The sequence below is a fragment of the bacterium genome, from assembly GCA_035703895.1.
Classification (GTDB): Bacteria; Sysuimicrobiota; Sysuimicrobiia; order Sysuimicrobiales; family Segetimicrobiaceae; genus Segetimicrobium.
Genome location: DASSXJ010000274.1, coordinates 26,567 through 41,538, shown reverse-complemented (window position 1 = coordinate 41,538; position 14,972 = coordinate 26,567). Strand labels below are relative to the sequence as shown.

At 67.8% G+C, this 14,972-nt stretch carries 15 protein-coding genes; 6 read left to right on the top strand and 9 right to left on the bottom strand.

Translation table 11 applies throughout. From position 1 onward, the window contains the following. Positions 1-356 precede the first annotated feature (356 nt). Genes VFP86_18180 through VFP86_18155 form a run of 6 tightly spaced genes read left to right on the top strand, consistent with a single transcriptional unit; the run spans position 357 to position 5,828 of the window. Positions 357-1,280: a transporter substrate-binding domain-containing protein gene (locus VFP86_18180; protein ID HET9001574.1), complete on the top strand. Its 924-nt coding sequence runs from the start codon at positions 357-359 to the stop codon at positions 1,278-1,280. A 25-nt stretch (positions 1,281-1,305) separates the two neighbouring features. Continuing rightward, the gene (locus VFP86_18175) at positions 1,306-1,974 is read left to right on the top strand and encodes an amino acid ABC transporter permease (protein HET9001573.1); all 669 of its coding nucleotides are present in this window, start codon (positions 1,306-1,308) and stop codon (positions 1,972-1,974) included. A gap of 5 nt (positions 1,975-1,979) precedes the next feature. Next, positions 1,980-2,630 (top strand): amino acid ABC transporter permease, encoded by a 651-nt coding sequence (locus VFP86_18170; protein ID HET9001572.1) that lies wholly within the window; start codon positions 1,980-1,982, stop codon positions 2,628-2,630. Between the two features lie 7 nt (positions 2,631-2,637). Further along, positions 2,638-3,417 (top strand): amino acid ABC transporter ATP-binding protein, encoded by a 780-nt coding sequence (locus VFP86_18165; GenBank protein HET9001571.1) that lies wholly within the window; start codon positions 2,638-2,640, stop codon positions 3,415-3,417. Positions 3,418-3,448: 31 nt separating this feature from the next. Then, entirely contained in the window at positions 3,449-4,582 is a 1,134-nt protein-coding gene (locus tag VFP86_18160) for a SelA-like pyridoxal phosphate-dependent enzyme (GenBank protein HET9001570.1), read from the top strand. A 13-nt stretch (positions 4,583-4,595) separates the two neighbouring features. Beyond that, a complete protein-coding gene (locus VFP86_18155) occupies positions 4,596-5,828 on the top strand; it encodes an MFS transporter (GenBank protein ID HET9001569.1) in 1,233 nt (410 codons plus the stop codon). On the opposite strand, the gene VFP86_18150 is transcribed toward VFP86_18155, so the two are convergent. The 9 genes from VFP86_18150 to VFP86_18110 all read right to left on the bottom strand — a co-directional run bounded on the left by VFP86_18150 (position 5,822) and on the right by VFP86_18110 (position 14,972). Next, complete coding sequence (locus VFP86_18150; protein ID HET9001568.1) at positions 5,822-6,415, bottom strand: hypothetical protein; 594 nt, start codon at positions 6,413-6,415, stop codon at positions 5,822-5,824. The genes VFP86_18155 and VFP86_18150 overlap by 7 nt on opposite strands. A gap of 112 nt (positions 6,416-6,527) precedes the next feature. Further along, positions 6,528-7,136, bottom strand: a complete 609-nt coding sequence (locus VFP86_18145; GenBank protein HET9001567.1) for a hypothetical protein — start codon at positions 7,134-7,136, stop codon at positions 6,528-6,530. 111 nt (positions 7,137-7,247) lie between these two features. After that, complete coding sequence (locus VFP86_18140; GenBank protein ID HET9001566.1) at positions 7,248-7,466, bottom strand: hypothetical protein; 219 nt, start codon at positions 7,464-7,466, stop codon at positions 7,248-7,250. A 141-nt stretch (positions 7,467-7,607) separates the two neighbouring features. Continuing rightward, on the bottom strand, positions 7,608-8,645 hold the full coding sequence (locus VFP86_18135) for a D-2-hydroxyacid dehydrogenase (protein HET9001565.1): 1,038 nt from the start codon (positions 8,643-8,645) through the stop codon (positions 7,608-7,610). Positions 8,646-8,704: 59 nt separating this feature from the next. Next, positions 8,705-9,691 (bottom strand): Gfo/Idh/MocA family oxidoreductase, encoded by a 987-nt coding sequence (locus tag VFP86_18130; GenBank protein HET9001564.1) that lies wholly within the window; start codon positions 9,689-9,691, stop codon positions 8,705-8,707. A gap of 88 nt (positions 9,692-9,779) precedes the next feature. Then, positions 9,780-10,673: an ABC transporter permease gene (locus VFP86_18125; protein ID HET9001563.1), complete on the bottom strand. Its 894-nt coding sequence runs from the start codon at positions 10,671-10,673 to the stop codon at positions 9,780-9,782. Continuing rightward, on the bottom strand, positions 10,666-11,589 hold the full coding sequence (locus VFP86_18120; GenBank protein ID HET9001562.1) for an ABC transporter permease: 924 nt from the start codon (positions 11,587-11,589) through the stop codon (positions 10,666-10,668). The genes VFP86_18125 and VFP86_18120 overlap by 8 nt, the downstream gene beginning before the upstream one ends. Before the next feature lie 22 nt (positions 11,590-11,611). Beyond that, on the bottom strand, positions 11,612-13,258 hold the full coding sequence (locus VFP86_18115; GenBank protein HET9001561.1) for an ABC transporter substrate-binding protein: 1,647 nt from the start codon (positions 13,256-13,258) through the stop codon (positions 11,612-11,614). 37 nt (positions 13,259-13,295) lie between these two features. Then, the gene (locus VFP86_18110; GenBank protein HET9001560.1) at positions 13,296-14,972 is read right to left on the bottom strand and encodes a DUF885 domain-containing protein; all 1,677 of its coding nucleotides are present in this window, start codon (positions 14,970-14,972) and stop codon (positions 13,296-13,298) included.

Sequence of the window (14,972 nt, the reverse complement as noted above, 5' to 3'; positions counted from 1 at the left end):
CGAGCGTCCGAGCTTCCACGTGATACCGATCTCGTGTTTTACTGAACCTGACCCGAGGAAGGATCAGCCGCCCGGGCGGCGGCTGCGCTGTGGGGCAAGGGGTACACGCGGGTGTTCGCATTGAAGGGTGGTCTCGCCGATTGGGAGGCGCACGGCTACCCCACGCGTGAGGGGGTGTGATCATCCCGACGCAGCCCGCACGCCCGTCGAAGTGTGCAGGAAACCTTCCCACGGTGATGAAGAGGGCGGCACTCCGGTCGGATAACGATGTCATGGCTGTAAAGCGCTCGTATGGGGGGGTGACCACGATGGGAGACGGCGTGAGGGCGAGGCATACGACGGGTTCACGGAGGCAGTTGCTCGCAGACTCTGCGGGGGCGCTGGCCACGGGCGGATTAGCCCGCTGGGCGGCCGCTGCGGGGACCGGATCGATCGCCGCGGCGTTTTTGGCCACCAACGTTGCGGCGCAGCAGGCGCAGGGCAACAGCAAGCTCTACGACGTGATCAAGCGCAAGATGCTGATCGTCGGAACGGGCAACGGCAACCCACCGTGGCATTTCCAGGACGAGAAGGGGGAGTTTGCCGGGTTCGACATCTCCATGGGGCGCCTGCTGGCCAGTGCCCTGTTCAACGACCCGACCAAAGCGCAGTTCCAGATTCAGGCCGCCGACGCGCGGATCCCGAGCCTGCTGACCGACAAGGTGGATATCGTCTTCCAATTCATGACGATCAGTCCCCTGCGCGCTCAGCAGGTGGAGTTTTCCATCCCCTATTACCGAGAGGGCGTGGGGCTGTTGATGCCCAAGGCCAGTTCGTACCGAGACTACAAGGCGCTGGCCGCCGCCGGCGGCAAGATCAAGTGCTCGGTCTTGCAGAACGTGAGCGCCGACGACCTGGTGCACGAGGCACTGCCCAAGGCGCAGGTCATCCAGCTCGACAGCCAGGCCAACGTTATCCAGGCGGTCGATTCCAACCGCGCAGACGTGGCGGCGGTGGATCAGTCAACCGTGCGGTGGCTGACGATTCGGTTTCCTACTAAGTATAAGGATTCGGGAAAGGGATATTACCCTCAGCTGTATGGGGGCGCGATGAAGCCGGGAGATCCTATCTGGCGACAGTTCGTCGACACGGTGCTCATGATCGCGATGGGCGGAAACCAGTGGAAGTACTACAAGGAGGAGTACGCGAAGTACTTTGGCATAACGCTCCCCGATCCGCCGATCGGGTTCCCAGACGAAGCGCGGATGGACCAGGCGCTGGGATTGATCCGGCCGAGCTGAGCGGCCACACGCGCGAGGGAGCGCTCTGGGCGCCTACCACTTCAACTGGTTTCTGGCGTGGCAGAACTTTCCCCGATTCTATTGGGGGTTGGCCCTTGGGCTGGAGCTCGCCGCGCTCTGCCTGTTCATCGGCAGCCTGATTGGGATCGGGGGCGCCTTTGCCCGCAGCTTCGGCCCACCCTGGCTCCGTGTCGGCATCACCTCCTACGTGGAGTTCATCCGGAACGTTCCGCTGTTATTGCTGGTATATTTTGCGTTCTACGGGCTCCCCAAGGCCGGGATCACCGTCTTCAATAACGTCTGGTCGTTCATCGTCGCGCTCTCGGTATACTCGGGCGCCTATCTGACCGAGGTCTTCCGGGCCGGCGTCAACTCGGTCCCCGTCGGCTACCTCGAGGCGGGTAAGGCTGTCGGACTGACCCCGTGGCAGCGCGTGCGATTCGTGACGCTCCCTGTGACCTTCCGGATCATCCTCCCGTCGCTGAGCAACACGTTCATCTCGCTCTTCAAGGACACCTCGCTCGCGTCCGCGCTGGCCGTGCCCGAGCTGACGTATGCTGCCGAGTGGTTGAACGTGAACACCTTCCGCACCATCGAGGCCTGGACGTTTGCCTCCGTCATGTACCTGCTCGCGGGGTACGGGATCGCGCTTGCCCTCCGGCGGATCGAACGCCGGTATGCCGTGATCCGGTGACCGGCGTGTGGCATCAGATCGCGCTGGCGCTTCCGCAGCTGCTGCGCGGGCTGCGCACGACGTTGGAGATCTCGGCCCTCGTCCTCGTCGCCGGCTCGCTCGTTGGGTTTGTGGTTGGGCTCCTGCTACTCTACGGCGGTCTCGTTGTCCGCCTCGCCGCCCGGGCCTACGTGGATACTGTGCGAGGCATCCCCGTGCTCGTCCTGATCTTCGTCTGCTACTTTGCCCTGCCCGCGTTCGGCCTGAGGCTCTCCGCCTGGCAGGCCGGCGTGACCGCGCTCACGGTCTTCGCGGCCGCGCACATCGCGGAGATCGTCCGAGGCGGGATCGACTCCATCCCCCGCGCGCAGTCGGACGCAGCGAAGGCCGTCGGGTTGACCTTCTGGCAGCGGCTGCGCCTCGTGATCCTGCCTCAGGCGACGCGGCGCATGTTGCCGCCGTGGGTCAATGCCGCGGTGGAGATCGTCAAAGGGTCGTCGCTCCTCTCGCTGTTGGGCATCGTGGATCTGCTGCTGGCGATGCAGAACGTCGTTGGATACACGTTCATCGTGCTGCCGTTCTACTTCCTCACCGCCGTTTTGTATTTCGTGGTCAACTTCACGGTCTCGCGGACGGCGGCGACGCTTGAGCGGCGGTTTGCCTATCTCAAGTACTGACGCCGCGATGCCGCCCGTCCTGAGGATTGCCGATCTACACAAACGGTTCGGGACGCTCCACGTGCTCCGCGGGATCACGCTGGAGGTGGATCCTGGGCAGGTGGTGGCGTTGATCGGCGCCAGCGGATCCGGCAAGACCACCTTGCTCCGGTGCGTGAACGCGCTTGAGGACTACCAGCAGGGGCGGATCCACATTGGAGAGGAGCTGGTGGGATACCGGGAGGTCGACGGCCAGCGGGTTCGGCTCCCCGAGTCACGGGTGTCGCGCCAGCGGGCGGAAGTGGGAATGGTCTTTCAAAGCTACAACCTCTTCCCCCATATGACGGTGCTCGACAACGTCACCCTGGGGCTGGTGCACGTTCAGAGAAAGGCGCGGGTCGACGCAGAACGCATCGCGCTCACCTGGCTCGAGCGCGTGGGGCTGGCGGAGAAGGTCCGGGCGTATCCATTTCAGCTTTCGGGCGGGCAGCAGCAGCGGGTGGCAATCGCCCGGGCGGTGGCGATGCAGCCCAAAGTGATGCTGTTCGATGAGGTCACCTCGGCTCTCGATCCCGAGCTCATCGGGGAAGTGCTCACCGTGATGCAGGACCTCGCCCGGAGCGGGCAGACCATGCTCGTCGTCTCCCATGAGATGATCTTCGTGCGCGAGGTCGCTCACCGGGTCGTCTTCATGGACGGCGGGGTGATCGTTGAGGACGGCGTTCCCTCCGAGGTCCTGGTCCATCCCCGCACCGAGCGTCTGCGGGCGTTTCTCAGCCGCTTCCGCGGCGTCTTCGGATCGGTCTGAGGTGTGTGGGGAGACGAAAGGGGATGCGCGGATGACCGGGGCGGGGAAGCGAACGCAGGATCGCGATGCGGCGGATCCCCACGCGCTGCGGGTGATCAACGCCAGCGGCCACATGACGTCGCTCGGCGGGGCCACGCTGTCCGCGGGCGTGGTGGAGGCGATGCGTCGCGCCGCGGGGGCCTACTGCGACATGGACCGGCTGCACGAGTGGGCCGCCGAGACGATCGTGCGCGCCACCGGGGCGGACGCCGCGTGCGTCGTCGCGAGCGCCGCCGCGGGGATCGCGCTCTCGGTTGCGGCCGTGATCGTCGGGAACGACCCCCGCCGGGTGCGCCGGCTCCCGGACGTCCCGGAGGGCGAGCGGCGGATCGCGATCCAGGCCGGGCACCTCATTGACTTCGGCGCGGAGGTCGCGCAGATGATCCGCCTGGGCGGCGGATCCGTGCTGGCGGTGGGCTCTGCGAACCGGGTGGACCGGCTGGAGCTCGAGGCCGTCATGCGGACGCGGCCCGCCGGGTTCGTGTTTGTGCAGTCGCATCACGCGGTGCAGAGAGGGATGCTCTCGCTCGGGGACTGCGTCGATGTCGCGCGCGCGTCCGGCGTCCCCGTGCTCGTCGACGCCGCCGCCGAGGAGGATCTCCGGCGGTACGTCGCGCGGGGGGCCGATCTCGTGATCTACAGCGGGTCGAAGGCGTTTGCCGGCCCCACGAGCGGTCTCGTGTGCGGGCGACGGGACCTCGTCGACGGCGTCCGGGCCCAGCACCGCGGGATCGGGCGGGCCATGAAGATCGGGAAGGAAGCCATCACCGGACTCGTGCAGGCCCTCGACGAGTATTCGGCCGCCGACCGCCAGGCCGTGCGGGCTCGGGAGGGCGCGGTGGTCGCGCGGTTCGTCGCGGCCTTCGGGCGGCTGCCGGGCGTGGCAGTTCGGGCCGTGCGGGACGACGTGCGCCCCGACATCGAACGGGCGGAGATCCAGTTTTCCGGAGAGGACGAACGGGCCCAGGCGAGACGGCTCGTCACGCACCTGCGTGGGTGGACCCCGCCCGTCTTCACGCGCGACCATCGGATAGGCGAGGGGATCCTGGCGTTCGATGCCCGCCCGCTTTCGGACGGCGACGCAGACGTGGTTGTCGCAGCCGTCGAGGCCTTCTTCCGCGGGTAGCCCCGGCGATCTCGTGACCTCGCGACCTCAGACGTCGTCCGCGCTGATCGCGGGGTGGACGGTCTTTACGCTGGCCAACGCGCAGCGGATCGCCATCGTTCCGTTCTTCAACGACCTGCGCCGAGTGTTCCATATCGACTACACGGCAGTCGGGGGATTGCTGTCCGCGTACCTGCTCGGGTACGTGCTCGCACAGATTCCCGCGGGGCTGGCCGCGGACAACCTTCCCACCCGCCGTGTTACGGTGGCCGGGCTCGCGGCGCTCACGGTCACCTCAGGGCTCTTTGCGCTGACGGGCAGTTACTGGGTCGCGATGCTGCTTCGGGGTCTGATGGGGATGAGCGCGGCCGCGCTGTACTCCTCGACCGTGAAACTCACCCTGGGCGCCGCCGCACATCGCGGTGCCGCGATGGGCGTGCTGCAGTCGGGCGCGGGAACCGGGATGGTGGTCGGTCTCTTCGCGATGCCGCTTCTCGGCGAGACGACGAGCCTGCGCACGGCGTTCCTCGCCATGGCCGCGTTCTCGTGCGTCGCGCTGATTGTGGCCGGGCTATTCCTTCCCGGCGACGGCGGGCGACAGCCCAGCGCCGAACCGCTGCTCGCCCAGGTCGGCTGGATCGTCGGCCGGCGGCACTTCGCCTATTTGTCGAGCTGCGTGTTCCTGGGGCTATTCAGCGCCTACGGGATCACCGCGTGGCTGCCCACGTATCTCCGGAACGACTTCGGGTTCACGAGCGCCGCCTCCGGCGCAGTCGCCGCGCTCATCAACGTGGCCCTCCTCGTGACCGCGCCGTTTGCCGGGACGCTCTCGGACCGGTTCGGTACCCGCGCGGCGGTCATCCTGATCGGGTTTGGGGTCTTGGTGGGTTCGTTTTCGCTGCTCGTGATGCTCCACACCGCAGCGTGGGTGGCGGTCAGCGCCGCGCTCGGTGGTGTCGGGCTGGCCCTGACGCTGCCCACCATCACGACGCTCACGACGGAAGTCTTCGGGATCCGTCGGGCCGGCCTTGCCGTGTCCCTCAACCTGGCGTGGGGCCAAATCGCCTCGACGATCTCAGGCGTCCTGTTTGGCTACATTCTCGACGCCACCGGCAGCTTCACCCGGGTCTGGGTCGTGGGGCTGGCGGTGGCCGTTCTCGGGATTGTGCCCGCGCTGGCACTGCGCCGTCTCGAGCACACGCCGGGATCTGGATCCGCCCGCATCGGCGCCGGCGGCTCTCCGGCTGATGATCCGAGGGCTCAGTGATCGGGCCCGGGCTCGCGTGATGGCGCCGGCGGCGCGGGAGCAGCCGCGGGGCCCGGCCGGAACGTCGCGATAATCCGGGAGAGCTCCGGGAAGGTTTCGGCGATGCGGTCGGGGGTGTTCCGCGTGGAGCCGATGATCACGAACATCCGGCGGCCCACCGGGACGCAGGCCTGGATGCTCCTGCGCTCCTCGCCATTTTTCAGGCGCCAGATGTACGCGCGAGAATACGCGGGCAGTCCCCCGATCGAATCCGGCCCCTCGGACAGCGTCGTCCATTCGTGGATCGTCATGCGCATCACCCATGCGACTTGGGCGGCGCACGCCTTGGGGGAGAGCGGGACCATCATGTCCTTGACGAACACCTCGACGGTGTCCGGCGCCATCCCTGGGGGTTCAGGAGATTTCGCAGAGAGGGCCCGATCCTTCAGCGATTGGTCGATCTTCCATGTCGACGGCACGGCGATGGTGAAGCGGCCGTCGCCGTCCCTGACGGGCTGCAGGTCGAGCGCCCCGACGGCCCCGCTGCCTGCCACCGACAGCAGGCCCGCGGCGACGACGATTGCAAGCCGAGCCTGCCTCGGTGTCATCCGCCCACCCCCGTCGTGACGCTCCCCGGAGCCGATCCTGCCCGGAGCGACGCGTCGATGTTGCTCGCCTTCCGAGATAATTCCCCGGTGCGCGCCGCTTCAGACGGACCGGTTACTTGGAGCCGCCCTCCTGTGGCCGGAGGGTGCCCGGCCCATGGGTGTCGGGTAGATTCGTCGCGTTGGGCCGGAACGTGGCCATGATCTGTTCGAGTTTGGCAAGGTGCTCCTGAAGATCACCCTGGCCGTTCGCCGTCGTTCCGACGATCACGAACGCCCTGCGCCCCATCGTCACGCACGTCTGGACGCTCCGGCGGTCCTGTCCCGCACTGGTGCGCCACGTGTACGAGCGTGAGTAGGCCGGGAGCCCGGCCAGCGTCGCGGGGCCTTCGTGCAGCGTGGTCCACTCGTGAATGGTAAAGCGCATGATCTGCGCCACCTCCCCGGCGCACCCCTGCGGTGAGAGCGCGATGGGCAGATCCTGCGCGATCACGTCCACGCTGTCCGAGAGTTGTCCCGGGGCCGGCGGCGATATCGCCACCACCGCGGGGGCTCTCCCGCCGGTCGACGTGTGGACGTTCCAGTCAACCGGTATGGCAATCGTGAACCGATTCTCCGGGTCTTTGACGACATGCGAGGTCGGCGGCGGCGCGGCGCCTGCGGCGGTCGCGCCAACGATCCCGATGCACACCATCGATATCCAAATCCCGATGGTTTTCGACATCCTGCATCGCCTGCCCGGCCATCACTACGCTTCCCCCTGCCGATCCACTTCCCCTCCGCGAGAGAGGGAGGCAGGCGGCGACCGGTCGGCGACGATCGCGGTTCAGGGTGGTCAATGCGCCGCCATCAGGTGCGCGACCGTCCACGAGCCGTAGCCCCACAGCAGGAGCGTCACGCCGTACGTCGCCACCTTCACGATGTTCTGCCTGTTTCGAACCATCCGCTTCAACAGGAAAAACATGATGAACCCCCAGGCGACGATCCAGAGAGTCAACGCCGCCTGCGAACCGGTCTTGCCCAACAGGCCGGCTATACTATCGAACTGTTCCATGGTCGGGGCCTCCTTAGATCCTTCTCACTGGGAGATTGGAGGCCGGCTGGTCTGCACTTTCGTCTTTTCGTTTGGATCAGGGCTCGGGCGGGTGAATCGACATCATTCGTTGGATAGCGACGAGGTCGTCCGAAGGAACTATCAATAGAGCCGTGTCCGGTCGAACACGTTGCGCAGCGGCGCTCCGCGGAGATACCGGCGGAGGTTCTCGCAGAAGAGGTCGGTCAGCCTCGCGTTCTCGATCGTCACGGTGCTCGCGGAGTGAGGGCTGATGAGCACGTTGGGGAGGCCCCACAGCGGACTGTCTCGTGGCAGCGGTTCCTTCGCCGCCACATCGAGAGCCGCCCCTCCGAGCCGGCCGCTTTGGAGCGCTTCGATCAGCGCCGGTTCGTCGACGACGGCCCCGCGCGCGATGTTGATCACCATCGCATCAGGCTTCATCGCCGCGAGCTCGGCCCGGCCGATCAGCCCTTGCGTTTCGGGGGTGTGGGGGCAGGCCAGGACGAGCGCGTCAACCTCGTTGAGCATCGCGCGGAGTTGTGCGATGGGGACGAGCGCGTCCACGCCGTCCTCGTCCGGGGCGCCCCCCGCGGTCCGCTTCGTCGCGATGACGCGAAGGCCCAACGCGCGGCAGGTCCGCGCCACCTCGCGGCCGACTCCCCCCAGGCCGACGATTCCCACCGTGGAGCCGCGCAGCTCGCGGGCGCAGGTGCGCCTCCACCGGCGGTCGGCTTGATCGCGGATGATCTGCGGGCCGCCCTTCGCAAACCAGAGCAACGCCATCGCGACGAACTCGGCGAGCGGAACGCCGTGGACGCCGCTCGCCGTCGTGAACGTGATCGAGGTGTCGATGAGGCCCGTTCGGACGAGCATCGGTCCGATCCCGGCGCTCGACGCTTGGATCCATCGGACGTTGGGGATCAGGGCCGCCAGGTGGTCGAGGTTCGTGTAGTCGAGGTCGAACAGCACCTCGGCCTCGTGCAGGTACCCCCGCCACCGCTGTTCGTCCTCGGGGCTCCGCCGGATCGAGCCGAAGTGATGGTCGCACGGATACGCCGGGGGCGGCAGCAGAGCCGGCTCGTAGATGACGCGGACCCCCTCGATCCGGGCGATCTGCTCCGCGTATTCCGGCTCGAAGTACGACGCGATCAATACGGGTCGGGCTGTCGAGGTCTGCACGGTTCGTTCGCTCCTTTGCAGGGTGTCTGCGCGGCGAGGGATTGGACGAGGGGGCCGGATCAGCCCGGGACCGGGCGGGGGGCGCCGCTCTTGAGGGAGTCGAGTAGCGCCGTGATCACCCGCACGTTGCGGACGGCATCATCAGGCGGGAAACTCACGGGAGATCCCGAGGCGACCGCGTCGCCGAAGTGCTCGACCATCCGCTGATACTGCTCGGTGCCGGGGACGGTGTGAATCGTCCGCTCGGTCCCCCGCGTGACGTGGATCTCCGCGTCCGCCGTCCCCGGGAGGAACGCGGTGGGCACGCGCAGATAGCCCTCGGTGCCGGTGATCTCGTATTCCTCGCGCCGCGGAAGCGTGAGCGCGCAGTCGAGCAGCGCCATCCGTCCACCGTGGTAGCGCAGCACCGCGCCGACCTGCTCGTCCACCCCGGACGGCCCGATGCGGCCGCAGGCAAACACCTCGTCCGGCTCCCCCAGGATCATGCGGCTGAGATTGATCGTGTAGCAGCCGATGTCGTAGAGGGCGCCGCCGCCGAGGTCGGGGCGCAGCCGGATGTTGGTCTGGGGCTCGCGGACCTGGAAGGTGAACGCCCCCCGCACGAGACGGGCCTCGCCCACACCGCCGTCGCGCACGATCCGGGCGACCTGCTCGGTCCGGGGGTGGAAGCGGTACATGAACGCTTCCATGAGCGTGACCCGATACCGGCGGCAGGCGACGATCATGTCCTCGCACTCCTCGGGGGTGGGCGCGAGCGGCTTTTCGCACAGGACGTGCTTGCCCGCTTCCGCGCACCGCACCGTCCACTCGCGGTGGAGGGAGTTGGGCAGCGGGATGTAGACCGCCTGGATCTGCGGGTCGTCCAGCAGGGCCTCGTACGAGCTGTGGCCGCGGATCTCGAGTTCCCGCGCCGCCTCCTCGGCCCGCGTCCGCGTGCGGCTGGCGATGGCGACGAGGCGGCCGTTCCGCGACCGCTGGATCGCGGGAATCACCGCGCGCCTGGCGATGCCGGCGACCCCGAGGACCCCCCACTGAATGGTCTTCACCGTCTCCCCCTCAGTCGATGTGCCCGTCGACGTGGCCGGCGTCACCGCCGCGTGTCGTGGACCGCTCGCGACGGCGTCGCCCGCGGACCTACAGGCGCAGCCGCGGATCGAGCGCGTCCCGCAGGCCGTCGCCGAGGAGATTGATCGCGAGCACCGCCAGCATGATCGCGAGCCCCGGGAAGAATGCCACCCACCACGCGTAGCGGAGAAACTCGCGCCCTTCCGCGAGCATGTTCCCCCACTCGGGCGCCGGCGGGCGGATGCCCAGTCCGAGAAAGCTGAGCGCCGATCCGGTGATGATGGCCCCCGCCGTCCCAAGCGTCGCGAGCACGATCAGCGGCGCGGTGACGTTCGGCAGGATGTGTTTGAAGATGACCGCGTCGTCGCGGCACCCCACCACCCTCGCGGCGAGCACATACTCCTGTTCCACCAGGCCGAGCACGGTCCCGCGGGTGATGCGAATATATTCGGGGATGGCCGCGATCCCCACCGCGATCATCAAGTTGGGCAGACTGCTTCCCAGCGTCGCGATGATGGCGAGGGCGAGGAGGATGCCTGGAAACGCCAGCAGGAGGTCGGTAAGGCGCATGATGACCGCATCGACCCGCCGCCCATAGTACCCGGCCGCGAGCCCCAGCACGACGCCGGAGCACGCGGCGATGCCCACCGAGACGACCCCGACCGCGAGCGAGATCCGGCCGCCCCAGAGGACGCGGGAGAGGATATCCCGTCCAAACCGGTCGGTGCCCATGAGGTGGGCGACGCTGGGCGGTTCTAGAGGATCTCGCTGATTCGTCTTGATGGGATCGTAGGGGCTGAGGGCCGGGGCGAGCAGGATCGAGAGGCCAATCGCCAGGAGGAGGGCGCCGCCGACGACCGCGCTCCGGCTGCGGAGCAGACGCCGCCCGGCCTCGAGGGCAAGCGAGCGCCGGGGCCGCCCCGGCGCCGCGATCGCCCCCGGCCGCGTCGCGGACTCAGCCAAATCGAATGCGCGGGTCGACCGCGGCGTAGGACACGTCGACCACCAGGTTCACCATCACGTAGGCGACGGCGGCGAACAGCACCGTGCCCTGCACGAGCGGGAAGTCCCGGCCGAGGATCGCGTCGACCGCCAGGCGGCCCACCCCCGGCCTGGAGAAGATCGTCTCGGTCACGACGGCGCCGCCGAGGAGCGCGCCGAGCTGCAACCCGACCATCGTGATGGTGGGGATCAGCGCGTTCTTGAGCGCGTGGCGGAGGATCACGATCCGGGGCGCGAGCCCTTTGGCCCGCGCCGTGGTGACGTAATCCTGGCGCAGGACACCGAGCATGCCGGACCGTACGAGCCTGGCCTGCACCGCCGCCGAGATCAGCCCCAGCGCCGCCGCGGGCATCACCAGCCGTTCCACGCCTCCCTGGCCGGTGGCGGGAAGCCATCCCAGCGTGAATGAGAACAGCAGAATCATGAGGAGGCTGGAATAGAAGACCGGCATCGACACCCCGAGGATCGCGAAGGCCATCGCGGTGGTGTCGACCCACGTCCCGTGGGCGAGCGCGGCGACGACCCCCAGGCTCACGCCGATCACGGTGGCGCAGGCGAGGGCGGAGAGCGTCAGCTGCACCGTACCCGGGAGGACCTCGAGGATGCTCTCGAGGACGGGGCGCTGGCTTCGGAGGCCTCGTCCCAGGTCCCCGCGAGCCGCGTGGCTCGCGTAATCCCAATACTGGATCCAGATCGGGCGGTCGAGGCCGAGCTGGTGGCGGATCTCCGCGGCGCGTTCCTCAGTGAGCGGTTTGTCTCCCGCGAACAGCAGGACCGGATCGCCCGGGATCAGGTGCAGCATGAGGAACGTCACCACGGAGATGCCGATGAGGATCGGGACGAGCTGCACGACACGCTGGACGATATATCGCAGCATCCTCCTCGGGCCGCCCGCTCCGCTACTTCTTGATCTGGACGTCGTACAGCCAGACGTACGAGGCCAGCGCGTCGAGCACGTCGCCCTGAACCTCCGCGCGCTTGGCATTGTACGTCAGCGAATCGACCAGCGGAACGCAGACCGCGTCGCGAAGCACGCGCTGCTGGATCTGCGAGTACAGCGCCGCGCGCCGGACCTTGTTGGTCGTGGCCGCGGCCTGCTCGAGCATGCGGTCCACCTCTGGGACCTGGTAGCGCGCGCGATTGAACGCGTTGACGTTCGCCGAGTGGAAGATCGTCCGCAGTACGTCGGGATCGCCATAGGAGAACCACATGAAATTGACGTCGTACCGGTTCTGCCGGCGCACGTCGACGAACGCCGCGCGCTCCAGGGGGGTGACCTTCAAGTCGATCCCCACGTCGCGGAGGCTGGCCTGGACCGACTCCGCCATCGCCTTATCCCGCGGGCGCCCGATGATCGGGAAGTCGACCACCAGCTTCTGGCCGGCCTTCTCCCGGATGCCGCCGGCGCCCACTTTCCACCCCGCTTCTTCGAGGATCTGTTTCGCTTTTGCCGGATCGAAGCTGTAGATCTTTTCGGTCGCCGCATCGTACCCGAAGGTGGGCCGCATCAGGGGGCTCCAGGCCACCTTGTTGAGCCCGTGGAAGACCGCCTTGTTGAGCCCTTCGCGGTCGACCCCGTACTCGATCGCCCGCCGCACGGCCAGGTCGCTGATTGCCCCCTTGCTGGTGACATTGAGGAGCAGCACCCATCCCGATCCGGGCTGCGCGCGCTCGATCACGACGAACTTGGGGTCTTTCTTCATCGACGCGTAGTCGAGCGGGTCCATATCGTTGACGTACTGGGTCTCGCCGCTTTTGAGCGTCCCGGTCCGGACGGACGCCTCGGGAATGATCTTGAAGACGATCTGGTCGAGGTAGGCGGCCCCGCGGTGCTTGAAGAACGATGACCCCCAATTGTAGTCCGGGTTCCGAACCAGGGTCACGTGATCCTTGTCCACCCACTCCTTGAACATGAATGGCCCGGTCCCAACGGGATGGCGGGCAAATTCGGCAAGGCCCATCTTCTTGACGGCGGTGGGGGAGACGATCCCGAGGTAGCCGTTCAGATTGGTGAGAAGCGGGGCGTAGCCTTCCTTCATGACGATCTTGACGGTGTGGTCATCGATGACCTCGGTGTGGTCGTACGGGCCCAACTGATCGTGCGATTGCCCGGCCTTCGTCTCGGGAGCGACGACGCGGTCCATGGTAAACTTGACGGCGTCCCCAGTGAACGGTGTCCCGTCGTGGAATTTGACACCCTTCCGCAGGTGGAACGTGTACGTCTTCGCGTCGGGGGCGACCTCCCACGATTCGGCGAGCCCCGGGACGAACCGGCCGGGGGTCGGCTCCCATACGAGCGGCTCGCAGATGCTGAGGGTCACCCGGATCGTAGAGTCGAAGTCGGTGACCTGTGGATCAAGTGTGCCGTCGAAGTCGAACCCGCCGATGACCAGCGTGCCGCCCCCGCCGGGCGCCGCCTCTGCCAGCCTGCCCATGCCGCCCGCCACCAACCCCGCCGCGCCGGCCCAGGCGCCGGCCGTCCTCAGGAACTCCCGCCGTCCCACCCGTGCGGGCCCGCTCACCCCGTGGCGTCCTCCATCCTGCATCGGCTCATCCTCCTCCCGATTGTCTTGCCAGACCGACTCAGACCACCGCATGTGCCTTACGCATCGCAGCAGCCGCGAGCGCCACCGGCACCGAGCCGTACGCGAGCAGCCGGTCGTGAAAACCGCGCAGGTCGAACGGCCCCTGCCGCGCGGCGATCTCACGCCGCAGCCGATGGATGAGGTCCGTCCCCACCATATACATCATGGCTGTGGCGGGGAACATGCTGTTCTTGACCGCCTCGGCACGGGCCGCCTCCGCCGGGAGCCCGACACGGGTCTCATAGAAGGCCGCCGCGTCCTCCAACGTCATAGCCCCCTGGTGCAGCCCGACGTCGACGGTCGCCCGCGCCGCCATCCGCAGGCGCGCGTGAATCTGCGCGTAGTGCTCGAGGGGAGTCAAAAAGCCGATTTCGTCCATGAGGTCCGTCGCGTAGCACGCCCAGCCCTCCGCCATCGTGCCGCCGCAGAACATCGCGATCCGTGACGCGCAGTCGACCGCGGCGACCTGGCCGACCCGGGAGGGGGCGTGGAACGCGTACCAATTCTGGACGTGATGGCCAAGTCCCCCGTGGTGAATGACGTGGTTGAGCTTGATCACGCTGTCGTTCGCGGCCCGGAGGCGCCGGTGCTGCTCGTCCGGCGGAGTGCCGAGGTCGACCGGCGGCACTAAGTACTCTACGATCGGGAGCCGGTCGAACGGCGCCGGGGAGCGATACGCGAGAAAATAGAGCGCGGGGGCGGCGCTTCGCGCCCACGCGGGCTGAGGAACATACCGGATCGGGTAGTCGGGCCAGGTCACGAGGCCGCCGGCGATCGCGGCCTCGCGGGCGGCGCTCCAGACCTCGGCGTAGCGGGCGTAATATTGCGCGGCCGTTGGGTGCCGGTCGGCCAGCTCCGCCAGCGCCTCGCGCCACGATCCGGCGCCAAACTCGCGCGCGCGGGCGCGGAGCTCCGCCTCGCACTCGGCCAGCCGCTCCTCCGCCATGGTGCGGACCTCGATCGCGTCCACCTCGAGGAAGTGACCGCGCCGCAGGAGCATCGCAAACGCCTCTTCGCCGCACGCGTAGCTATCGTGGGCCGTGGAGATGAGCTCGGTCTCGAGATAGTGCTGGAACTCCGCGAAGGCAACGGCCGCCCGGTCCGCCGCGCTACGGACTCGGGGGTCGGAGATCGCCAGGTGCTGGACCAGGATGGCGACGCCGTCGCGGAAAAAGGCGAGCGCCCCCGCGCACTCGCGGATCGCCCGCTCGATCCAGGCCCGCGGTGCCCGGCGCACATTCGTGGTGCCCTGCGCGAGGAGTCCCGGAATCGCGTGCATCCGAGCGATCGCCGACTCGACGCGTTCGGGCACCGGCGCAAAGTCGCGGAGAAAGAGCCCGATGACGGCGAACACCGCCTCGCCCGTGTACACGCAGGGGTTTTCGCACATGAAGTGCGGGGAGGCGTACTCCCACCGCTGGATCTCGAGGAAGCCGTCGACGAGGGTTCGGTCGATCGCCTCGCTTTCCGAGAGCGGCTCGGGCGGCAGGCCGCGCAGGCGGGTCCTGATCCCTTCCATCTCTGCGACGATCTCGGCCACCCCGCGCGCCGAGTAGTCGGGAAGGCGATCGTCGTAGTCGTGGACGCCGATGAATGTGGCGCTCACGGGACGGCGCCGGCAGTAGGAGGCGAAGAACTCATCGAGGAGCGCCGCCAGCGCCGGGGCCCGCGTCAT

What these genes read in the sequence shown, in the direction of transcription:
- VFP86_18165 (HET9001571.1), top strand. Translation starts at nt 2,638, where the DNA reads ATGCCGCCCGTCCTGAGGATTGCCGATCTACACAAACGGTTCGGGACG.
- VFP86_18160 (HET9001570.1), top strand. Translation starts at nt 3,449, where the DNA reads ATGACCGGGGCGGGGAAGCGAACGCAGGATCGCGATGCGGCGGATCCC.
- VFP86_18150 (HET9001568.1), bottom strand. Translation starts at nt 6,415, where the DNA reads ATGACACCGAGGCAGGCTCGGCTTGCAATCGTCGTCGCCGCGGGCCTG.
- VFP86_18145 (HET9001567.1), bottom strand. Translation starts at nt 7,136, where the DNA reads ATGTCGAAAACCATCGGGATTTGGATATCGATGGTGTGCATCGGGATC.
- VFP86_18140 (HET9001566.1), bottom strand. Translation starts at nt 7,466, where the DNA reads ATGGAACAGTTCGATAGTATAGCCGGCCTGTTGGGCAAGACCGGTTCG.
- VFP86_18120 (HET9001562.1), bottom strand. Translation starts at nt 11,589, where the DNA reads ATGCTGCGATATATCGTCCAGCGTGTCGTGCAGCTCGTCCCGATCCTC.
- VFP86_18115 (HET9001561.1), bottom strand. Translation starts at nt 13,258, where the DNA reads ATGCAGGATGGAGGACGCCACGGGGTGAGCGGGCCCGCACGGGTGGGA.
- VFP86_18110 (HET9001560.1), bottom strand. Translation starts at nt 14,972, where the DNA reads ATGACGCGGGCCCCGGCGCTGGCGGCGCTCCTCGATGAGTTCTTCGCC.